Annotated in this window: 16 protein-coding genes and 1 pseudogene; 10 read left to right on the top strand and 7 right to left on the bottom strand. The window is 39.4% G+C overall.

Annotated features, from left to right (window positions below; all coding sequences use genetic code 11):
• Positions 1-219: 219 nt before the first annotated feature.
• The 3 genes from PSE83_RS06535 to PSE83_RS06545 are packed head-to-tail and all read right to left on the bottom strand — an operon-like array spanning position 220 to position 3,157.
• Positions 220-1,728 (bottom strand): tripartite tricarboxylate transporter permease, encoded by a 1,509-nt coding sequence (locus PSE83_RS06535; RefSeq protein WP_004257240.1) that lies wholly within the window; start codon positions 1,726-1,728, stop codon positions 220-222.
• Between the two features lie 11 nt (positions 1,729-1,739).
• Positions 1,740-2,171, bottom strand: a complete 432-nt coding sequence (locus PSE83_RS06540; RefSeq protein WP_094962691.1) for a tripartite tricarboxylate transporter TctB family protein — start codon at positions 2,169-2,171, stop codon at positions 1,740-1,742.
• 11 nt (positions 2,172-2,182) lie between these two features.
• The gene (locus PSE83_RS06545; RefSeq protein ID WP_004257243.1) at positions 2,183-3,157 is read right to left on the bottom strand and encodes a Bug family tripartite tricarboxylate transporter substrate binding protein; all 975 of its coding nucleotides are present in this window, start codon (positions 3,155-3,157) and stop codon (positions 2,183-2,185) included.
• 309 nt (positions 3,158-3,466) lie between these two features.
• On the opposite strand from PSE83_RS06545, the gene tctD reads away from it, so the two are divergent.
• Together tctD and PSE83_RS06555 are read left to right on the top strand one after the other, a co-directional pair.
• The gene (gene tctD, locus PSE83_RS06550) at positions 3,467-4,135 is read left to right on the top strand and encodes a transcriptional regulator TctD (protein ID WP_004257247.1); all 669 of its coding nucleotides are present in this window, start codon (positions 3,467-3,469) and stop codon (positions 4,133-4,135) included.
• Positions 4,132-5,559 carry a sensor histidine kinase gene (locus PSE83_RS06555; protein ID WP_272660735.1) on the top strand — a complete coding sequence of 476 codons (1,428 nt, stop codon included), beginning with the start codon at positions 4,132-4,134 and terminating at the stop codon, positions 5,557-5,559. Before tctD ends, PSE83_RS06555 begins: the two co-directional genes overlap by 4 nt.
• 72 nt (positions 5,560-5,631) lie before the next feature.
• On the opposite strand, the gene PSE83_RS06560 is transcribed toward PSE83_RS06555, so the two are convergent.
• A complete protein-coding gene (locus PSE83_RS06560) occupies positions 5,632-6,258 on the bottom strand; it encodes a hypothetical protein (protein WP_272660736.1) in 627 nt (208 codons plus the stop codon).
• A 282-nt stretch (positions 6,259-6,540) separates the two neighbouring features.
• On the opposite strand from PSE83_RS06560, the pseudogene PSE83_RS06565 reads away from it, so the two are divergent.
• Positions 6,541-6,729 (top strand): annotated as a pseudogene (locus PSE83_RS06565) (histidine kinase); the annotation flags it as partial.
• Positions 6,730-6,805: 76 nt separating this feature from the next.
• Here the strand turns inward: PSE83_RS06565 and PSE83_RS06570 are convergent.
• The 3 genes from PSE83_RS06570 to PSE83_RS06580 form a co-directional block, all read right to left on the bottom strand.
• Complete coding sequence (locus tag PSE83_RS06570) at positions 6,806-8,860, bottom strand: hypothetical protein (RefSeq protein ID WP_272660737.1); 2,055 nt, start codon at positions 8,858-8,860, stop codon at positions 6,806-6,808.
• 250 nt (positions 8,861-9,110) lie between these two features.
• Complete coding sequence (locus tag PSE83_RS06575; protein WP_272660738.1) at positions 9,111-13,775, bottom strand: tetratricopeptide repeat protein; 4,665 nt, start codon at positions 13,773-13,775, stop codon at positions 9,111-9,113.
• A gap of 355 nt (positions 13,776-14,130) precedes the next feature.
• Positions 14,131-15,051 (bottom strand): DMT family transporter, encoded by a 921-nt coding sequence (locus PSE83_RS06580; protein ID WP_036957974.1) that lies wholly within the window; start codon positions 15,049-15,051, stop codon positions 14,131-14,133.
• A 101-nt stretch (positions 15,052-15,152) separates the two neighbouring features.
• Between PSE83_RS06580 and PSE83_RS06585 the strand changes: the two genes are divergently transcribed.
• The 7 genes from PSE83_RS06585 (at position 15,153) to folC (ending at position 22,209) form a co-directional block, all read left to right on the top strand.
• The gene (locus tag PSE83_RS06585; protein ID WP_004257268.1) at positions 15,153-15,965 is read left to right on the top strand and encodes a helix-turn-helix transcriptional regulator; all 813 of its coding nucleotides are present in this window, start codon (positions 15,153-15,155) and stop codon (positions 15,963-15,965) included.
• A gap of 86 nt (positions 15,966-16,051) precedes the next feature.
• Positions 16,052-17,188: a 4-phosphoerythronate dehydrogenase PdxB gene (pdxB, locus tag PSE83_RS06590; protein WP_004257272.1), complete on the top strand. Its 1,137-nt coding sequence runs from the start codon at positions 16,052-16,054 to the stop codon at positions 17,186-17,188.
• 75 nt (positions 17,189-17,263) lie between these two features.
• Positions 17,264-18,274, top strand: a complete 1,011-nt coding sequence (locus tag PSE83_RS06595) for an aspartate-semialdehyde dehydrogenase (protein WP_164565177.1) — start codon at positions 17,264-17,266, stop codon at positions 18,272-18,274.
• Positions 18,274-19,089, top strand: coding sequence for a tRNA pseudouridine(38-40) synthase TruA (gene truA, locus PSE83_RS06600; RefSeq protein WP_004257279.1), 816 nt, complete (start codon positions 18,274-18,276; stop codon positions 19,087-19,089). The genes PSE83_RS06595 and truA overlap by 1 nt, the downstream gene beginning before the upstream one ends.
• Before the next feature lie 65 nt (positions 19,090-19,154).
• The gene (locus PSE83_RS06605; RefSeq protein WP_094962679.1) at positions 19,155-19,841 is read left to right on the top strand and encodes a DedA family protein; all 687 of its coding nucleotides are present in this window, start codon (positions 19,155-19,157) and stop codon (positions 19,839-19,841) included.
• A 117-nt stretch (positions 19,842-19,958) separates the two neighbouring features.
• A complete protein-coding gene (gene accD, locus PSE83_RS06610) occupies positions 19,959-20,930 on the top strand; it encodes an acetyl-CoA carboxylase, carboxyltransferase subunit beta (RefSeq protein WP_110591923.1) in 972 nt (323 codons plus the stop codon).
• Positions 20,920-22,209, top strand: coding sequence for a bifunctional tetrahydrofolate synthase/dihydrofolate synthase (folC, locus tag PSE83_RS06615; RefSeq protein WP_164565178.1), 1,290 nt, complete (start codon positions 20,920-20,922; stop codon positions 22,207-22,209). Before accD ends, folC begins: the two co-directional genes overlap by 11 nt.
• Position 22,210: the final 1 nt, after the last annotated feature.

Consider the following 22,210-nt stretch of genomic DNA (forward strand, 5'->3'; position numbering starts at 1 on the left):
TTACAGAAAGTTTAGTAATATGATTTTTAAAGTCAAAAAATGCAGTAAATCATTTCCTTTTTTAGCAAAAAAACAGTAAGTGTATATAGTAGGTCAAGAAGGTAAAATGTTAAAAAAGTTACATAAAAATAAATACTGTAATAATTAAAATATTACCGATTAAACACTAAAAAGCCCCAAAATATATTTGGGGCAGTCTTTTGGAAAATTAGTATAAATTTATTTTTGTGTAGAGATTGTTCTATTTTTACGAATGCGTTTTACAATCGGTGGCAAAATTAGCACTAATACCGCTAGAATTAATAAACTTTGGGAAATCGTACTGCTCCAAAGAATATCGAAATTACCATTACTGATGGATAATGAACGGCGTAAATTTTGTTCTAACATTTCACCCAGTACAAACCCTAAAATTAATGGTGAAAGTGGGAAGTTCATTTTGCGTAATATAAACCCAAATACGCCTAGCCCCATCATGAGTAACAAATCAAACGTCGTACTATGAACGGCATATACCCCGACAGCAGAAATGCAAGCAATAGCAGGGACTAAAAACCATAACGGAACGGTTAGCATACGCGTGAATAAGCCAATTAACGGAATATTCATGATGAGCAAAACCACGTTAGCAATCAACAGAGCTGCAATTAACCCCCACACAATATCCGGTTGCTCTGTAAACATACCAGGGCCTGGGGTGATATTATAGAGCGTTAGGGCACCCATCATTACTGCTGTTGTTCCCGAGCCCGGAACGCCAAGAGTTAACATAGGAATAAATGACCCACACGCAGAGGCATTATTGGCGGCTTCAGGCGCGGCTACCCCTCGGACATCGCCATTACCGAAATCGCCTTTTTCACCACTGATTTTCTTTTCCGTCATATAAGTGATGGCGCTGGCAATGGTAGCTCCCGCTCCCGGTAATACCCCAACAAAGAAACCAATAAATGAAGAGCGTAATGCAGGGCCTGCGCAAGCTTTGGCCTCTTTACGGTTAAACAGCATTCTACCAGTTTTACGGATCAGCCCTTGGCCTGTGGCAGTGCCTTCGAGCATCAATAAAATTTCACTAACAGAAAATAAACCAATAACCACGACGATAAATTGCACGCCATCCGATAAATGTACGCTATCAAAGGTAAAGCGGTATTCCCCAGAGTTGGCATCCACTCCCACAGTGGCGAGTGATAAACCAATTAATGCAGCCAATAGTGATTTGATTGGGTTTTGGCTCATCATGCTACCTAAGCAGGCGATAGCAAAAACCATTAAGGCGAAATATTCGGCAGGCCCAAAGGCGAGTGACCATTCAGCAAGCAAGGGAGCGAATAAAATTATCCCTACAATTGCAATCGTTGAACCAATAAATGAACTGACTGCGGAAATTGAGAGAGCAACCCCGCCTTTCCCTTGTTTTGCCATAGGGTAACCATCTAGCGTGGTCATGATGGCAGCGGCATCACCAGGGACATTGAGTAAGATTGATGATATGCGTCCGCCATATTCACAACCTAAATAAACCGTGGCGAGTAAAATTAATGCGGACTCGGCGGGTAATTTCAGGGCAAAGGCCAATGGTAGCAAAATAGCGACACCATTAATTGGGCCAAGGCCGGGAAGCATACCCACGATTGTACCGATAAAACAGCCAATTAAGGCGATCAAGATATTTTGAGGAACCAGTGCGACCTCAAAACCTTGCGATAGATACATCCAAGTTTCCATGATTTCGCTCCTTAACTTAGCAGGCTGCCAATAGGCAAGGTTACATCTAGCCATTTATCAAAGGCATAGAACAAAAAGATACCTAAGACCGGGCCCGAAATAATCGCGGCGATAGGTGTCGCACCAAATAGCAGGGCGATACTGATGGTGAGTAAGCTGGTTGCAATCGGGAACCCTAACCATTCAAAAGCCCATGCATAAATAACAAGTGCAACAACTAATAAAACTAAACGACGTAATACATAGGGTTTTGGCCACTCAACGGCTTCTTGCTTGCCAAATAATAAGGCAAGGGCACAAAGCGCCATTAAGGAGAGTATGACAACCGGAAAAGGGCGGGGGCCCAGTGGTTCATAACTGAACTCACTTTGGATCCCCCAACCAATATAAATTCCGATAGCACACAGTATTAGCCAAACTATGGCAAATATGCGTTGGCTCATCGTTTACTCCGTTATTTGGCTAAACCGAAGGCACGGGCTTGTTCACGATACTGCTCGATTTCTTTTTTGACATAGCTATCGAGTTCTTGCCCCGTTAAGTTGTATTCAAATAAACCACGCAGTTCACGTTGTTTTTTGAATTCGTCGGTTTGTTGTAGTTTTTGGAAGGCTTCGACCCATTGGTTATAGTCAGCATCGGAGACTTTCGGCCCCATATAGAAACCACGAATGATTGGCCAAACAATGTCATAACCCTGCTCTTTTGCTGTTGGGATATCTGATAAACCATCCCCAAGGCGTTTGTCTGAGTAGACAGCAAGGATACGAATTTTACCTTCATTGATATACGGCGTCATTTCGCTGATATCCCCTGAAAGGACTTGGATATGGTTGCCCAGTAGTGCAGTTAAGGTTTCACCGCCGCCTTCAAAGGCCACATAGCGCATTTTTCGTGGGTCTATATCAATGGCTTTGGCTAATAAGGCCGTTTTCATCCAATCTTGGCTGCCAATAGACCCTCCCGCACCAAATACGATGCTGTTAGGATCTTTTTTGAAGGTATCCATTAAATCTTTCAGGGTTTTATAAGGTGAGTCGGCACGTACGGCTATCATACCGTAGTCGCTTCCCACACTGGCGAGCCAGCGAACATCGTTTTCGTTATAACGACCAAATTTTCCCTGTGCGAGGTTGAGTAAGGAACCTCCTGAGAAAGCAACAATAGTGCCGGGTTCGGCAGGGCGTTGTGCGACGATGGCGTTATAAGCAACGGCACCAATACCGCCTGGCATATAGGTTACGCGCATTGGTTTTTCAATTTCTTTGGTTTCCAGAAGAGATACTTGTACTAACTTACAGGTTAAATCAAAACCGCCTCCAGGTTTGGCAGGGGCAATACATTCTGTACGTTCGGGTAGGGCGTTTGCTTGATTGATGCCAACTAAAAATATTGCTGTTGCTAAGGCCGTTTGGGTGAATTTTTTCATTATTTTTCCTTACTAAGACAATAATTAGAGGTATATATTATTACTGCTTGTTGTGCTGGTATGGCATCATTGCCCGATGAAGCTTTCATTTACCTTTCATTAACAAATATTATTATTTTTATGTGATATATATCAGATTGTTTTGTATTTTTACTTTTTTGTTATGTTAACTTAATGTTAAATTAATCACGTTAATAGTGTTTGTTAGCAATAGTTGTGATGGACACAGTAAAAATGTGCACATCTGCTTTCCATTCATTCAATGGAATGCCAACGTATACTGATAAATAATTATAATGAGTATGCGGAATGAGAATTTTATTGGTTGAAGATCATGACGAGTTGTCATTATGGTTACAGAAGGCCTTATCGTCATCTGGGTTTGCGGTTGATCTTGCTAGTGATGGTGCGATAGCAGACCAGCTATTACAAACTGAACGCTATGAATTAGTCGTGTTAGATGTATCACTACCTAGAATGAGTGGGCTTGAGGTATTGGCGCAAATGCGCAAACGGCATCAAGAAACCCCCGTATTGTTACTAACAGCGAATTCCGACGTAGCCGACCGTGTACAAGGGCTAAATGCAGGGGCTGATGACTACCTGACTAAACCTTTCGATATTGCGGAATTAGAAGCGCGTCTTCGTGCTTTATTGCGGCGTAGTCAAGGGCAAGTTAATGAGTCACAACAGTTTGGTTTACTTAGTTACCATGAGGACGGTTATTTTTTATTAGGCGAAGAGCCGCTAGGCTTAACACCAAGGGAATATGCGGTGTTAAACACCCTATTTCATCGACGAGGTCGGCCTGTTTCTAAAATGCAATTATTTGAACAGGTATTTTCGCTGTCAGATGAAGCCAATTTACAAAGTATTGAGTTATATGTTCACCGTGTAAGAAAAAAACTTGCCGGTTCGGATGTTAACATCAATACCTTACGCGGATTGGGATACCGATTAGAGCAGTGTAGTGTATGAAATTAGTCGCTCATCCACGCTCTCTCTTTCATCAGTTACTGCTCTTTTTCGGTATCCCCCTCATTTTGTTGGGGAGTTTTTCGGTTTATACCCACTATTACAGTGCAAAAAATGCTGCAAATTTAGCCTATGATCGAACGTTACTAGCTTCAGCTCGAACAGTTGCAGAACGCTTACAAGTGGTAGATGGGCACCTCTCGGTGAATGTGCCTTATGTGGTGCTTGATAGTTTCGAACTAAATAATAATGACCGAATTTTTTATCAGGTCATTTCCCCTGACGGTGAAACTATCTCTGGTTATGATGACTTACCGCCAATTCCCCCTTATTGGATGCGTTCACAGCACTATACTGCGCTAGTTTATTTTTATGATGCGCAGTACAAGGGCTTACCTATTCGTATTGCTGCGTTTTATCAACCGATTAATGAAGGTGGCATCACTGGGATGGTTGAAATTCGTGTTGCGGAAACGGTCTATTCGCGGCAAGATCTCGCTAATCAATTATTAATTTCTGCCTTGATGAGTCAAGGTACCGTGGTACTTTTAACCATGGTGCTTGCCTATATTCTACTTAGTAAGCTGCTGGCACCGTTGAAAAGATTATCTCACTTAATGTTAGGCCGTTCTGCTAATGATTTAACACCCTTGCCAGACTTACTGCCGTGGTCGGATTTATCGCCATTAATTGATGCATTAAACCGTTATATTTCACGGCTAAAGCGGATGGTTAGACGACAAGAGCGGTTCAGTGCAGATGCATCTCATCAGCTTAAAACACCTCTAACCGTTCTTAAAACTCAGGTTTCCGTCGCGATTAATAGTACAGATGAAACTCAACGGCAACAGAGTTTACAAGCCATCAATAAAACCCTCGATAATACGATCATTTTGACTGATAGGCTTTTGCAGCTATCGCGGTTAAAAGCCCATGAAAAAGAATCAATTACGCAGTATCGTGCCATAAATTTAGTAGAAATTGTTCACCAAGCGTGTTTTACTCGGTTACCTCAAGCAGAAAGCCAAAATATTGACTTAGGCTATGAAGGTGCAGAAACGGCATGGATTAAAGGCGAGCCTATCTTATTAGCTGAGATGTGTGCAAATTTAATTGATAATGCGATTAAATATACACCTGCAAATGGGGTGGTCACCGTTCGTGTGGTCAGCAGTGACGACCATCTTCATTGGGTCTTAGAGGTTGAAGACTCTGGCCCTGGGATCCCAGATGCGAAAATTAACCGTTCTATGGAAGCCTTTACTCGTTTAAATAATGCGTTAGGTAAGGAAGGCGCTGGCCTTGGGCTGGCGCTTGTGAAAGATATTGCTAGCTATCATGGCTCTGAACCTCAATTATTAAAAAGTAAATTACTTAATGGATTATTGGTTAGAATCGCATTTAAAGCCAGCCAAGCGCCGTGGTAAGAAAAACGCCCTTACTAAGGCGTTTCTCTGGTGACAAAGTCTAAACGCAGTAAAAGCTAGATACGTTTAGTTTCACATTGATATTAATATCTGTGATAGCGTGTTATTTGAAGGTTCGTGTTTAAAATCACAGGTTATTGTGTTTTGTTCGAGGCTTGCTATTGAGGATGATAATAATGATTCTGAATCTAACTTATTGTCTTCATTAAGAAATATATTGGCTATAGCTAGCGCTGTGTCATTTTTTACTTCATTAATAAATGTCTCGATTGATTCTATTTTTAAATCTGTGTTGTATATTTCATCAAGCAAAGCCGATATGTCTTGGGAAATCAAATTTGAATCTTTATTTTCTGAGTGGTCTTTAATGTATGTCACGAGGTCATTTTTTGTATTAGCAAGTTTGTTTTCTAATGAATATATAGCATCAGTATGCTCTAATTTCGTATCTTGTCTTCTGTTTAACTGTAAGCGTTGATTAGTGATATCTAACAATGCATCTTTAATCGTTTGACAATAGGTTTCCTCGCTGACATTAGATGTGACAGATTTTAATGGAACATAATTATATACGTTAGAAATAAAGTCATCTCTTACTGCGGTTAGATATTCTTTCTCACGTAATACCTCAGATATATTGATATTGTTTTCACTTTGTTGTAACTCTTGGTTCGTATTTAGGGTTAAATTTGAAATCATAGTAAACACTCCATGTTAATAATTTTTGAATATTTCATTACTGTGGTCGTAGTTAATTAATATAACCTACTTAAAATGAGGTGACTAATTTTTATTTGGTATGGAAGTATTGTTGATATCATTTGAAATATTGTTTGGTATTCAAAGATGATTTTTAAAATCTAACTATATATTTAAAAGTGGAACGGTTTTATTTGATGGGTTTTTTATTTTAATAATATTCAGATAGAGCCACGGATTTTATAAGGAGAATTATAATTTGGAGTGTCAATTCCCCCTAAAATTAACCGTTCTATGGAAGCGTTTATACGTTTAAATAATGCGTTAGGTAAGGAAGGCGCTGGTCTTGGGCTGGCGCTTGTGAAAGATATTGCTAGTTATCATGGCTCTGAACCTCAATTATTAAAAGGTAAATTACTTAATGGATTATTGGTTAGAATCGCATTTAAAGCCAGCCAAGCGCCATGGTAACAGAAACCACCCAATACAGTAGGTGGTTTCTATAACAAACAGTGAAATGTAAATCTAGTGAAAATAAAAATACATACTAATCCCGTAATGGGATAAATACAGGCATTGATTTGTTATGCAATGGTTGGTCGTATACATCGCTAGTTACCGTGTCTTGTGGAAATTCAGCGATGATCGAAGATAATAGCGATTCAAGGTCTTTATCACTTTCATCGCCATCAATAAAATTGAGATTTATTTTATCTTTCTCCTCGTTAATACGAGTTTCAATTGACATGATTTTTGATTTTTTGTTAATTAACTCAATAAGTAATGGTGTAATCTCTGAAGAAATTGATTTTTTGTCTTTATTTTCTGAATAAGTATAAATATATTGAGAAATCTCTTTTTCTGTCTGATTAATTTGTTTTTCTAAAGAATGTATATCATTGATATATTCTAGTATCTCTGAATGTTCTTTTGAACTGTACATTTTAGTTAAATTCCCTAATTGTTCAGTTAAGTCTAATAATGTATACATTTTGTCTTTAACTATTTGGTAATATGTATCTTTATCAATAGCAGGCGACCCTGATTTTAAAGGGATCTTTATATGAATGTTAGAAATCAAATTGTTTATTTCATCTTTCAATATTTTTTTCTCTACTGCTAGCATATATATGTTATCTTTTTTATCACCAAAGTTATTAGTGTAAGAGACTATTTTACTTGGTGGAGTAAATTGATGTAGGTGATTGTTTAATTCTAAATTAACAAACTTCTCGAGTGTTTTTGCTCTAAGCAATTCATCATGAAACTGAGTTGTTAATTCTTCAATAAAATTATGGGTTTCCTTCTCATGAGTCAATATCCTGCTCTCAATAATATAACTAGCTAAACTTTCTTTTAAATTTAATATGTCTTTTTCTAGCTGGGATCTATTGATTGAATATGTGGACTGGTTGTAATATAAACCTGCTTCTTTTTTTATTTCTATGTTGATACGTGACTCAATTTTATTGAATAATTCTTCTAACTTTTCATCAATATTTTTTTGATATTTTTCTTGCTTATTGTAGTCAAGTTTGAGCAAATCAAAAACTGATGCTTTGTGGTTTTTAAATTTTTCTTTAATGTTGGTCTTTAAGTTTTTTAAATATTTAATTGACTGGTTTAATTCGGTTAATAATTTAAATTCTTTATTGTTTTGGTAGTCACTCTCCTGATAATTAATTTGAGTGTCTTTATATTGTTTAAATATATCATGAATGTCATCTAAGTATTCAGAACTTTTTATTTGGTCAAAAACGTTATGCAAATCTTTAATTTCTGTATATTTAGTATTTAACTCTGTCGTATTTTTTATTAACTCATCGACTGTATTATTACTGTTGAAATGCATTAAGCTATTACTGTTAAGTTCTCTTAGTAGCTGTTCTATGTTATTTTGATTTTTCTTAGCAGTTATGTATAAATTAGTTATATTTATATCTAATCCTGATATTCTTTGCATATGATCAGATCTAATACCCATATTCTCGACCGTTTTATATAGATATTGTTGGGATAAATCATAACTATTCTTAAGGCCTTCATTAATTTGATTAAGATCGACACTTATAGTGTTTAGAATAATAGGATTTTTTTGATATGAAATTACATCGGGTGAAACAAAATGGCCTTTCTTACTATACTGTAAATCATACATTAAACGGAAAAAATCATCCTTATATCTACTATTGAATTCGGATTTATTGAAAAGAACAGATTCTGAATTTTCCCGGATTGTATAATAGCCTTGCTTATTTGTATGTGTAGCATGTAATTCCTGTAATATTCTGAAATTATTTTCTTGATTTCTGTCTTGTTCGTTAAGCATAGATTCTATATCTTTTAAATCAGACCATTCATCAGATTCGTTTATCTTAAATTTATGTTTTAATTTGTCAATTTTAGCAAGTAAATAAAAAATGGCTGGGCTATTTTTATCTAGATTATCGCTAACACTTTGATATAACTTTTCTAAGTAAATGGTATTTTTCGTTGGTTTTTTACTAATTGATAAGATTGTTGAATAGTCTATTTCCTTAAATATATTTTTACTATCTATATTTGCCAGCGATATCTGATTTTTATTAAATGTAGAACTCATAGTAAACACTCCGTGTTAATGGTTATTGAAATTTGCATATATACAGATGCCAATAAAATATAATCTAACAATAAGAAGTAGACTAATTTTTATTTTATATAAAAATGCGATTAGTATAATTTAAATTATTAGCAATGAAATTTTTAGCAATCTCATAAGTGGAGGGAATGATATTGTTTTATTTAGATATAAAAATGATAATTGTAGATAGGTTAAGGCGCTAAAGGAAGTTAGCGCCTTTATAAGTCAATTATTGGTTAATTAGACTAAAATCCCACTCTTTTAGTGCTTTAATTGAGTCCTTGTCTTGGTATTTTGCGCCAAGTTCAAGGTAATCATGGGCTTTTTGGATATCGTCTTTACTTTTGGTACCGACCCAGCCGTTGTAATACATATAAGCAAGTTTGTATTTAGCCATCGCATGGTGAGTACCTTGTTCAAGGTCTGTCATATCGTAATATTTTGCTGCACGGACATAATCTTTTGGCACTCCTTGGCCAAAATAGAGCATATCCCCAGCTAAATGAGCAGTGTTACTGTCATTTTGTTGTGCGCCTAAATCAAAATAATAAAGCGCTTTCGGGAAGTCTTTTTCTATACCGCGCTCATTATCTTTACGATAAAGATTACCTAAAATATTATAAGCGCGAGGATAGCCATTTTTCCCTGCTAATTCATAATAATAGATCATCTTTTGGGTATCTTCAGGCACTCGTTCACCGCGTGCATAAGCGATACCTAATGAGAAGGCTGACATTTTGTCGCCAGCCTCAGCTTCGACGCGCTGCTTTTCAATTTGCTCGGCGAAACGACCATATTTCTCATAGGCTTTTTCATCGGCAACTTGTTTTTCAATTGCTTGTTTATCTTGGGCTGAAAGTGTATCCATTAGCTCAATAGAACTTGGTTTTTTATCAAGTTGTAATGCATAGTAATAGGCTTGCTTGGCATCGCCTTTTTCTACATAAGCCTGATAAATTGCATCAAGTGCGTGAGTTGGGTGGTAATTTAACGAAATTTGATACCATTCGATGGCTTTGTTAATATTTTTATCAATATCACAATCGCCTTTTAAATAGAGGGTTCCCATCTCTTTGGAAAGACTTTCTGGATAATGAATATAGTGTTTGTCGGTATTTTTCTGGAAATTGCTTTTTTCAATCCATTCCTTCAAATACCGGCTTGCTTTATCCATATCCACATTATCGCTGTTTCCACAATATTGGCCAGGATAGTAGATTTGATAGAGTTTCTCCGTTGCGGCTAAATCACCTTTATCGTAAGCTTGTTGTAAATAAGTTAAGGCTTTAGCGTTATCACTATTTACGTAATAGTAATACAGATTAATTAAAGCTTTGGTACGCGTGTTTTCTTCACTTAGCAGCAGCGCTAAATATTTTTGTTCGTCTTTAGGGCGATTAAGCTCTCTTTTTTTATCTTTAATTCCATCTCGATACAAATCCACCAATGCATCGAAGGCATTATTAGAAACCTTATCATCAGCTGATTTCATACCCTCTTGTAGATATTGAATGGCTAAATCATATTCAGGAGAGCCAGAGAGAATTTTGTTATCATATAAATACGTTCTGGCTAGTTGAACTTTAGAGAACAAATCACCTTTTGCTGCACCTTCAACGTAATTCTGGCGTTTTTCTTGGTTATCCTTAGTAACCGAATCAAGCGGTTGATATGCGGCTAAGTTGCCCGCTTCAATACTTTTCTTATACCAATCTTGCGCCGCGAGATTTTGGCCGCGTGAACTATACCAATCCCCGAGTTTAATATAAGCAGAGGTATCGCCTTTTTTGGCAGGAACAACGAGAGTTTCATAGACTTCAATATAATCATCAACCCGTTTTGGATTGGAATGTTTACGTAAATAAACGATGGCCTCATCCCAGTCAGGTTCCATTACCCAAGCGTTTTTTTCTTCATTTAGCACGCCCATATATTGCATCTCACTATAGAGCGCGATTGCGTGGTCACTACCTTCATCACTAGCTTGTTTCAGGTATTTAGCCGCTTCAAGGCGATCTTCTTTGACACCTTGGCCATAGAAATAAGCTCGACCCACTTTGTATTTTGCTGAAGGACTTTCATTGAGCATTTTCATGCCAATGTCATAATCATCCATATATTTGATGAATTCATTGCCCCAGCTTCCTGCTTTAAGGTAATACTCACGTGCTTTTTGTCGATTAGGCTCAACAAGCTGGCTGCCATTTAAATACTGATGTGCCAGTTTACGGGTATAGTCTTTACTGCCAATCGCTGCTAATTGGTCGTAATAACCTAAGATTTTTGCTTTATTTGCATTGAGATATTGATCCTGTTGGTAATAATCAATGAGTTCCTCAAGTGCGCTTTCTTGATTGAATTTTGCACTTTTCTCTAAATATTCAAGCCATTTTTTCTGGTCGACTTTTTGCCCATAATTACCATATTTGTAAGCATTGGCGAGCGTACGTAACGCATCAGGGTCATTCTGTTTCGCTTTTAGTTGAATATTGGCAAATGAAGCTTTGGCTTTTTCAATTTCTCTTTTACGTGATTTTAAAAAGCTAAAATCAGGGTCAGAAATCTGATTGTAATAGAAAAGGGCGGTATCATAATTGGCATCTTCGCCGTAGTTACCTTCTTGATATATTTCCCCTAATTCATATAAGCAGCGGTTATTTTTGAGTGCCGCACATTTTTTATATTGAGGAACTAAATCTTTTGCGGTAAGCCCAGTAATTTGCTGGAAGCGAGATTTGTAATACGCCTTATCATTGTGATAAGTAACGCCATCAAGGTTTTGCGCAATATATAAATAAGCAGATGCACTACCCAATTCTGCAGCTTTTAAAATATAATCGTACAATGGTTTTATTTCAGCATCACTTAAGGTATCAATATTAGTTAATTGAGTGAGCTTGTTTATCCCATATAAATAGGTGATATCAGCATCTTTATTAATCAGTGGTTCAATTAATTTCTGAGCCTCAGTATGGTTTCCATATAAAGCCATTTTGACTAATAACGCTTTTGTGTCAGCGCGATTTAAACCTGTTTTTAATAAAATATCTTTAGCGATTTGTAACTGACTTGGAAGTAATTCGGCTTGTGCTTGAGGTGAATGGAGCACATTGACTATCAGGTTAGCTATTTTATTGGTTTCTGTTGGCCGGTATTTTAATAATGCAGCAGCATAATAAACCTGGCTATTATAATTTTGTTTGATTGATTTTTCATATAAATCAAAGGCCTGATCACTATTTTTCTCTGCATCTTCTTTTAGTAAATAGTCAGCATACAAATAAGCTAAGGCGTAATTTTCGCGTTTAATGACATCGTTTTTGAGGATATCGACAATCGTTTTTTCATCGATAAGTGCTTTAATATCATAGCGATAATATACTTGAACTAATAAGCGATCGGCCGTTGATGGGTAACCGTTTTCATTAAGGTTGTCGATGAGTAGTTTAGCGGCTTTCTGCACATCCTGCTGAGTACCAAAAGCATTAATATAATAACGCGCTAATTGCATCTGAGCATCATAAGTGGGGTCTATGCGATTTGCTTTTTCTAAAGCAGCGAAGGCTTTTTCTGGCGAAAATAATGGGCTACCTTTAGCACTATAAACTTCACTTGCTACCACTAAAGCATCTGCGGAGTTCGGGTATTTTTCCATTAAAATAGGAGTGTATTTGGCGACAATACCACTCAGTTTTTTGTTTGGAAAATCGTAACTGGAGATTGCTCTCTCGTTGATGGTAACAAGTGCGTTTAAGTCGCCAAGATCTGCGGCAGCGGTGAGATATTTTTCAGCTAAAGCGTCATTTCGCTTAACATCGCTAAATGTACGGCCAGAATACACGTTATAGGCTTGATACATCGCGGGAGGGTATTGGCCATCAGCGGCATCAGTTAAATCCTGAATACGGTCGGTGTCAGCTTTGTAATTTAAATATAATGCCTTAGGGTGTTTAGCTTCCACAAGCGGTCGCAGATAAACTATCGCACGGTTTTTATTTCTCCGCACGCCATCGCCGGTCATATATTTTTGGTACAAAGCATAGATGGCGTTCTCATCACCACGGCTCGCACGTTCTTCTAAATTAGTGATGACTTTTTGTTTTTCTTCTTCTGTTTGTGAACCATACAATGATAAAGCCCCTGGCTCTAATTCACTTGCGTCAGAAATGTATTCTAATGCAGAGGAAAAAGAGAGGCGTTCATATTTTTTGGCTAACAGCGGATTTGGTGGTACGCCGTTACCACCTTCTTCATATATCGACGCGAGTAACATCGCGGGTAAGGGAAAGTCGTTGCTGACAAGCGGTGTTAATATTTCAACGGCTTTCTTACTGTCATTTTCAAAGTCATGAGCGATATAGCCCAAAGCAAATTTTGCCAGTTTTGAACCTTGGTTAGAAGCCAACGTAAAATATTGGCGAGAAAGTTCGATATTTTGTGGAACTTGTTCGTATTTATCAGCTAAATAAATACCCCCAATCATTTCTTGTGCTTCTTTGACACCGAGATCAGCCGCTTTAGTTAAAGAAATTAAACCGTTTTCATCAGTAGAAGTGTCTTCTATTAGGTGTTTATAACGAAAAAAGCCAAGGTTATATAATGCATTTTTATTGTTATCTTCCGCCGCTTTAATTAGCCAGTTTTGGGCTGCCACATCATCGGTTTTTGTGCCAATACCCTCTTTATACATCATGGCTAAGGCAAAAGCGGATTGTGAGTCTTTATCTGCGTTTTTTTGGAATTGTTCAAATGCAGCTTGAGATTCACCTTGTTGATATAAGTCGTAGCCTAATTGTGAGGGAGAGGATGAGTTGGTGGTATTGACGAAATAAATGCCAATGGCTACAGCAATTATTATCAATATGAACAACCCAACTTTGAACGGCTTAGTCATTGTCATTCCTTATTATGGTGGTTACTTGCCACGATCCATTTAGGTTTATCGCATTATCACGGCTTATTGAGTGGAGTTAATACTCCTAAAGGGGTATTTGATTTTGCTTAAGTCTAATTGGAATTCCAGAAGATTCAATCGGATTATCCTCTATCTGAAAAACGGTAATTCGATAAATCATATCAATGGTGGGCGAATTAAAGGTGATTTGAGAGGGATTTAAAATGTCACAAAGTATTAATGGTAAGGAATATGAAGGGAAATAAACGAAGGGACGGCGAGGATTTCAAACATAGCCCCACAAAGTGGGGCATATGAGTGACGACATTGCATTTATTGCTTTTGTAATTCTATTCTACTGGCAAGAATCTTCTTGAACCACCTTTTTTTCACGGCGGAATAATTCTGTCAGTGGTGTACGTAATTGTTGCGCTAACATTACCCCGAGTAATACCACACCACCACCGATTAAATGGTAGCTTTTAAGTTCTTCACCCAAGGCGAAAATAGCGATAATGGCAGTGAAAACGGGAGCTAGGTTCATAAAAATAGAGGTTGTATTCGCACCAAGGCGCATAACACCTTGGATCCACAATGCCGGAGCAACAATGGAGGCGGCAATCCCCGCAAATACCACTAAACCGATATTTTGGCTGTTCAGAGAGACATCTTCAGCTAGCAAGAAATTAGGGAGTAGCATGATAACGCCAAAGAAAACCTGAACGTACAGCGAGTCCCAGCTAGATAATTGGATTGACCAACGCTTAGTCAGAACACCGTACAGGGCGTATGCAGCGGACGCAACCAACATCATGGCTTCCCCTTGACCTAAGCCTTGAGAAAATAACGCACTTGGGCTTCCTTGGCTCACTAACCATACTAATCCACATAATGAAAGAATTGAGCCTAATATAATCCCCACAGTAGGAATAACGCGTAGCACAAAGATACTAATAATTACTGTTAGTAATGGGATCATTGAATTCATAATTCCCATAAAGGTCGCACTTACACTGTGAGCCGCATAATAAGCTAAACTTTGGTATAGCATCATCCCTAGCGCGCCTAAAATGGCGAGTTGCCACCAATGTTTCATTACCGTTTTAAAGTTTCGGAGCACCGAACGTAATACGAAAGGAGTCATGACAAGAAATGCCAACGCCCAACGGTAAAATGAGATTGCCGCAGGGTCAATGGCAGTGGATGCCGCTTTGTTAACAATGGCATTAATTGACCATAATAAAACCGCAATCAGCGGAAAAAGAAGATTCTTCATTAAAATATTCTCCCATATTGAATGGGCGCTAGTATACATCTGTCCGATTTTTTATATATACTGATAACCAGACAACCGATAACGCTTTTCAGACAGGAACCATGGAAAACTTAAAATCAGACATTTGGCAAATCAGTGAATGTAATATCGCAGAGCCTGAATTGGTGGCTTTTCGGCACGAGCAAACCGCGGCCCTCACTGAGTATAAATCCCATTCACACCCTTTTGGGCAAATGCTGTATGTGGTCTGTGGCATTATGGAAATGGAGGTGGCTGGTCAACATTATCTAGCGCCGCCAGAGTTTTGCATTTGGATCCCAGCGAACATTCCCCATGCTAGCTTTAATAAAGAAAGTGTCAAATTTCGGATCATCGATTTTTCTCATGAATATAACCAAGTGCTTGCCCAGCGGCCTTGTGTGATTAAGCTTAGCCCTATATTTCAGTCAATTATGACGGATATGTACCAACGCGGTATTGTTCAGCCTGAAACAGAGCAAGACTTACGTTTGGCTCATGTGCTGATTGACCAATTTCCATTGTCCCCTTGCCAAGATACTTATTTGCCTATTTCAAAAGACAAATTTCTTGCCCCAATCTTATTAGAGTTACAAAGCGACCCAGCTGATAACACGACGTTAGCACAATGGGCAAAACGCTATTATACATCGGAACGCACGTTATCAAGACGCTGCCAGCAAGAATTAGGTATGTCGTTTAGTGAATGGCGTCAACGCTTGCGATACTTACATGCCGTTGCCGGGTTAGAAAAGGGGAAAAGTGTCCATGAAGTGGCATTGGATGTTGGGTATAGCTCGGCATCCGCCTTTATTGCGATGTTCCAGCAGATATCAGGTGTCACACCAGACCGTTTTCGAGCGAAAGAATTTGACGTAGAAGGCAACCTCTCATAGGCATCTGGCTTAAACCGTGGCAAAATATTGTTCCACTTATCTATATAACGACACAATACAAAAAAGTTATTGATTGGGACAACAGCGTGAAAATTTTAGTCGATGAGAATATGCCATATGCTCAAACTTTATTTAGCGAGCTTGGTGAAGTGAAAGCAGTACCGGGACGTCCTATACCAGAACAAGAATTAATTGATGCAGATGCATTAATGGTGCGTTCTATCACTAAGGTTAATGAATCACTGCTTGGTAATACGCCAGTTAAATTCGTTGGAACCGCGACAGCCGGTTTTGACCATATTGATACCGAGTGGTTATCGGCGGCAAATATTGGTTTTTCATCAGCGCCGGGTTGTAATGCAATAGCGGTTGTTGAATATGTTATTTCTTCACTATTATTCCTAGCGGAACGTGATAACTTTGATTTGCGTGATAAAACAGTAGGGATCATAGGTGTCGGTAATGTCGGAGGGCGTTTAGCTGCAAGGTTATCGGCTTGGGGAGTCAAAACATTACTCTGCGATCCGCCACGTGCAGCCAAGGGGGATGACGAGTCATTCGTTTCTTTTGATGATATCCTTGAGCACGCTGATGTCATTACCTTTCATACTCCGCTGAATATGTCAGGGGAATATAAAACTTTCCATTTAATGGATGAAACGCATTTAGAAAAATTGCGCGATGGTACCATTTTAATTAACGCAAGTCGGGGTGAGGTGGTTGATAATAAAGCCCTATTATCTGTGCTTAACCGCGGAAAAAAACTGAGCGTTATCTTAGATGTGTGGGAGCCAGAGCCTGATTTAGATACGGCACTTTTAGCATTAGTGGATATTGGCACGCCGCATATTGCAGGCTATACGCTAGAAGGTAAAGCCCGAGGAACGACGCAAGTTTATGAAGCTTACTGCCAGTTTCTCGGCAAATCGTCACAAGTTTCTCTTTCATCATTACTGCCTAAGCCAGATATCAATCAATTGACTTTCAATGGTAAATTAACGCAAAACCAGCTCAAAAGGTTAGTACATCTCGTGTATGATGTGCGCCGAGATGATGCAGTGTTAAGAGCCGTTGCAGGGGTAAAAGGTGAATTTGATAAGCTGCGCAAAAATTATCAAGAGCGTCGTGAATGGTCATCCCTTGAAATTATTTGTGATGATGAACAAACGGCATCAAAACTCAATGAGCTTGGTTTTACAGCAAGTTTAGTTTGCACAAAATAGATTAGTTAAAATGAACACCTGATTAAATAACACCGATTGGTGTTATTTAATTTTTTATTTTTTAGAGGAATAGCCATGACTGAAGGTTGGAATATTGCAGTATTAGGCGCAACCGGTGCTGTAGGTGAAGCTATTATTTCACTGTTACAAGAAAGAGAATTCCCAGTCGGCGAATTATATTTACTTGCCAGTGAGCGTAGTGCAGGGGAGAGCGTACGCTTTAATGGTAAAAGTATTCAAGTTGAAAATGTGACCGACTTTGATTGGTCACAGGCACAAATTGCCTTTTTTGCAGCCAATGAAGGTGTCAGCCTACAATATGCCGAATTAGCGGCACAAGAAGGGTGCATTGTCATCGATACGAGTGGCGTATTTGCTCAAGAACCGGATGTGCCACTGGTTGTCCCGAATGTGAATCCGCAAGTCTTAGCCGATTACCGTAACCGTAATATTATTTCATTGGCGGACAGCTCTGTGAGTCAATTATTAACGGCAATTAAACCGCTGGTGGATGCGGCAGGGGTGGGGCGTATTACTTTAACAAATATGTTGTCGGTTTCTAGTTATGGTAAAGCTGCCGTTGACGAGCTAGCAGGGCAAAGTGCGCGTTTATTAAATGGTATTCCTGCAGAAGAAGGCCGTTTTAGTAAGCAATTAGCGTTCAATATGTTGCCATTACTGGCGGATACGGAAGGCAGTGTCGTTCACGAGCGTCGTTTGGTTGAGCAAGTGCGTAAGGTGCTGCAAGATGATGGCTTGCCAGTGGCGGTGAGTTTTATTCAATCTCCTGTTTTTTATGGGAATGCGCAAGTCGTTCATTTAGAAACTTTGCGCCCAATGAGTGCAGAAGAAGCGAACGAAGAACTTGAACGTTTTGAAGATATTCAGGTCTCAGAAGAGGGTGATTATCCTACACAGGTGACTGAAGCGTCAGGTAATGACCAATTAAGCATTGGTTGTGTACGTAATGACTATGGCATACCTGAAATTTTACAATTTTGGTCAGTGGCTGATAACGTGCGTTTCGGTGGGGCACTGATGGCGGTAGAAACAGCAGAAAAACTGGCTCAGGAGCTGTTTTACTAATGTCTGAGTCTACACAGTTGTATCGAATCGCATTAGGTATTGAATACAACGGCAGTCGTTATTTTGGTTGGCAGCGTCAGCAAGAAGTGAAAAGTGTTCAAGGTTGTTTAGAAGAAGCCTTGTCAAAAATTGCAGCGGAGCCAATTAGCGTGTTTTGCGCAGGGCGCACAGATGCAGGCGTTCATGCTACAGGGCAAGTGGTGCATTTCGAAACCTCTGCCATCCGCAAAGAAGCGGCTTGGACTATGGGGGCGAATACGCATTTGCCCCCTGATATTGCTGTCCGCTGGTGTAAACCGGTGGCCGAGGAGTTTCATGCACGCTTTAGTGCAACAGCGCGTCGATATCGCTACGTGATTTTTAATCACCGTTATCGGCCAGCAATTTTATCGAGTGGCGTAACGCACTTTCATTATCCACTCGATGAAAAAAGAATGCATGAAGCGGCACAGGCGCTATTGGGTGAACGTGATTTTACCTCATTCAGAGCAGTCCAGTGTCAGTCAAAGTCGCCATGGCGTAATGTGATGCATGTGAATGTCAGTCGCCACGGTCATTATGTGGTGGTAGATATCAAAGCCAATGCGTTTGTTCACCATATGGTGAGAAATATTGTCGGAAGTCTGTTGGAGATTGGTTGTGGCAATCAAAACATTGATTGGATGGCGCATCTTCTTGAGTTAAAAGACCGTACCAAGGCAGCTGCAACCGCAAAAGCGGAAGGGTTGTATTTAGTGAGTGTCGATTACCCAGAGAAATTTGAGTTACCTCAGAATGTGATGGGGCCGCTTTTTCTGGCAGATGAACTGATGTAAAGCGAATTTTTATTTATCTCATAATTTTTGTAAATAGCATGGATGCTATTATCAATGAGGATTTTATGGAATTTATCACTTTTATTATCGACTTTATTTTACACATCGATGTCCATCTTGCTGAACTGGTCAGAGATTATGGTACATGGGTCTATGGTATCCTATTTCTGATCCTATTTTGTGAAACAGGGTTAGTGGTCACACCATTTTTACCTGGAGATTCGTTATTATTCGTTGCGGGTGCGATTTCGTCATTAGACAGTAATGACCTGAATGTCCATTTAATGGTCGCTTTAATGATTACGGCAGCGATTATTGGTGATGCTGTAAACTACGCAATTGGGCGTATTTTTGGTGAGAAATTATTCAGAAATCCAGACTCGAAGATTTTTCGTCGTGTTTATTTAGATAAAACTCATGCTTTTTATGAAAAACATGGCGGTAAAGCGATTATACTGGCACGCTTTGTGCCGATAGTCAGAACTTTTGCACCATTCGTTGCAGGAATGGGGAAAATGTCTTATCGTCACTTTGCTTTTTATAATGTGACGGGCGCGTTTATTTGGGTATTATTATTCACTTATGCGGGTTATTTCTTTGGTGAATTACCGTTCGTACAAAAGAATTTGAAATTACTGATAGTCGCGATTATCTTTGTTTCAATTCTGCCGGGTGTTGTTGAAATTATTCGTCATCGTCGAATAGCTGCGAAAGAAAAGCGTGCGGCAGCGCAAAAAATCGATAACCACTAAGCGGTTTAGTAAGGTGGTTTAACAAGTTTTTATCTACAGTGAGATATCATTGTGGTTTAATGGCAAAAAATTACATACTGGTGATAACCAGAGTGAATCAGACAAAAAGGTCCATTAATGAGCTGGATTGAAAAAATTTTAAAGAAAGGTAACTTGACCCAATCACACAAAGCCAATATCCCTGAAGGGGTTTGGACCAAATGCGATAGCTGCGGGCAAGTATTATATGGTGCTGAATTAGAGCGTAATTTATCCGTGTGTCCAAAATGTGACCACCATATGCGAATTCACGCACGTCAGCGCTTAGAAACCTTCCTTGATGAAAACTCAACAACGGAATTGGGCAGTGAACTTGAGCCAAAAGATATTCTTAAGTTCAAAGATTCAAAAAAATATAAAGACCGTATTGCTGCTGCGCAAAAAGAAACAGGTGAAAAAGACGCGATCATCGTGATGAAAGGCACGTTGAAAGGTATGCCTGTGGTGGCTGCGGCGTTTGAGTTCGCTTTTATGGGCGGTTCAATGGCCTCTGTTGTTGGCGCGCGTTTCGTGCGTGCAGTGGAGCAAGCTCTGGAAGATAACTGCCCGTTGGTTTGTTTCTCTTCAAGTGGCGGTGCGCGTATGCAAGAAGCGCTGTTATCATTGATGCAGATGGCAAAAACCAGTGCAGCTTTGGCAAAATTGCAAGAACGTGGTTTACCTTACATCTCTGTATTGACCGACCCAACCATGGGTGGGGTGTCTGCAAGTTTAGCGATGTTAGGGGATATTAATGTGGCAGAGCCGAAAGCATTAATTGGTTTCGCAGGGCCACGTGTTATCGAACAAACTGTTCGCGAAAAGTTACCGCAAGGTTTCCAACGCAGTGAATTCTTACTTGAGAAAGGCGCGATTGATATGATAGTTCGCCGCCCTGAGATGCGTGATCGCTTAGCTGAAGTGTTAGCGATGTTAACCAATAAACCAAGCTTTAATGACACGCCTATCGTCGTAGCGGAAACGGTTGAAATCGACATTAACGCCGTTGATGAACTTGATGCCCAAGAGCCAAAAAAGGATTCTGAAAAGCATAAAAAAGATGATGAGTAATCTAATCATTCCTAATGCCAAGTCTCCATTGGAGGCTTGGCTTTCTTATCTCACCGACTTACATAGTCAAAATATTGATATGGGGTTGGAGCGAGTTGGTCAAGTTGCTAGGAAAATGAACCTAACGCAACCTGCACCTAAAGTTATCACTGTCACTGGGACCAACGGAAAAGGGACAACTTGCCATACGCTAGAGTCTATTTTTATGGCATCTGGGTTAAAAGTTGGGGTTTACAGTTCACCGCACCTTATTCGTTATACCGAACGCGTTCGTATTCAAGGCCAAGAGCTCCCTGAGTCTGATTTCTGTGAAGCATTTGCCACAATTGAAGCACAACGTGCAGATATTTCTCTCACCTATTTTGAATACGGCACCTTGGCGGCGTTACAATTATTTAAGCAAGCTAAACTCGATATTGTGATTTTAGAAGTCGGTTTAGGCGGTCGGTTAGATGCGACCAATGTCGTTGATGCGGATATTGCGGCGATCACCAGTATTGCCTTAGACCATACAGATTGGTTAGGTGCAGACCGTGAACATATTGGTTATGAAAAAGCCGGTATTTTCCGCAAAAATCACTATGGAGTGGTCGGTGAACCGGACATGCCAGCTTCAATTGCCCAAGTGGCTGAGCAGCTAGGTACACAGCTATTTCGCCGTGGTACGGATTGGCAATACAGTGAGCAAGCAAATAGCTGGTCATGGAAAAGTTCACAGCGTGAATGGCATGATTTACCGTTACCCAATGTACCTTTAGCGAATGCAGCAACAGCGCTGGGTGTGGTGAGTTGCTTATTGGAAATTGATGCTGATATTGCCCAAAAAGTGACTGAGTCCGCTATTCATCAAGGTTTGAAATCTGCTCAATTACCGGGGCGCTTCCAAATTATTGGTGAAAAACCGTTAATGATATTGGATGTAGCGCATAACCCCCATGCCGCAGGGTACTTAGTCAGTAAATTAGTGGCCTTACCGGAAACTAAAAACCGTCGCATTCTCGCGGTGGTAGGGATGCTAGGCGATAAAGATATCAAAGGGACGCTTGAGTGTTTATCACAACAAGTCACCGACTGGTACCTTGCGCCATTAACTGAGTTTAGGGGAGCAGATGTGGCCCAACTTAGTCAATATTTACCCACAGCTAACCAGTTTGAAAGCGTAGAAAAAGCGTGGCAGCAAGCTTGCGTCGATGCTAATGAGCAAGATGTGATTGTGGTGTGCGGGTCATTTCATACCGTCGCTCACGTTATGATGTTATTGGAAAATCAAGAAGGATAGT

Origin of the sequence: Providencia sp. PROV150 (assembly GCF_028481025.1) — a bacterium.
GTDB classification, from domain to species: Bacteria; Pseudomonadota; Gammaproteobacteria; order Enterobacterales; family Enterobacteriaceae; genus Providencia; species Providencia hangzhouensis.

Coding starts and splice junctions, on each gene's coding strand:
- PSE83_RS06605 (WP_094962679.1), top strand. CDS start 19,155: ATGGAATTTATCACTTTTATTATCGACTTTATTTTACACATCGATGTC.
- accD (WP_110591923.1), top strand. CDS start 19,959: ATGAGCTGGATTGAAAAAATTTTAAAGAAAGGTAACTTGACCCAATCA.
- PSE83_RS06555 (WP_272660735.1), top strand. CDS start 4,132: ATGAAATTAGTCGCTCATCCACGCTCTCTCTTTCATCAGTTACTGCTC.
- truA (WP_004257279.1), top strand. CDS start 18,274: ATGTCTGAGTCTACACAGTTGTATCGAATCGCATTAGGTATTGAATAC.
- PSE83_RS06535 (WP_004257240.1), bottom strand. CDS start 1,728: ATGGAAACTTGGATGTATCTATCGCAAGGTTTTGAGGTCGCACTGGTT.
- tctD (WP_004257247.1), top strand. CDS start 3,467: ATGAGAATTTTATTGGTTGAAGATCATGACGAGTTGTCATTATGGTTA.
- PSE83_RS06560 (WP_272660736.1), bottom strand. CDS start 6,258: ATGATTTCAAATTTAACCCTAAATACGAACCAAGAGTTACAACAAAGT.
- PSE83_RS06570 (WP_272660737.1), bottom strand. CDS start 8,860: ATGAGTTCTACATTTAATAAAAATCAGATATCGCTGGCAAATATAGAT.
- PSE83_RS06575 (WP_272660738.1), bottom strand. CDS start 13,775: ATGACTAAGCCGTTCAAAGTTGGGTTGTTCATATTGATAATAATTGCT.
- PSE83_RS06545 (WP_004257243.1), bottom strand. CDS start 3,157: ATGAAAAAATTCACCCAAACGGCCTTAGCAACAGCAATATTTTTAGTT.
- folC (WP_164565178.1), top strand. CDS start 20,920: ATGATGAGTAATCTAATCATTCCTAATGCCAAGTCTCCATTGGAGGCT.
- PSE83_RS06595 (WP_164565177.1), top strand. CDS start 17,264: ATGACTGAAGGTTGGAATATTGCAGTATTAGGCGCAACCGGTGCTGTA.
- PSE83_RS06585 (WP_004257268.1), top strand. CDS start 15,153: ATGGAAAACTTAAAATCAGACATTTGGCAAATCAGTGAATGTAATATC.
- PSE83_RS06540 (WP_094962691.1), bottom strand. CDS start 2,171: ATGAGCCAACGCATATTTGCCATAGTTTGGCTAATACTGTGTGCTATC.
- PSE83_RS06580 (WP_036957974.1), bottom strand. CDS start 15,051: ATGAAGAATCTTCTTTTTCCGCTGATTGCGGTTTTATTATGGTCAATT.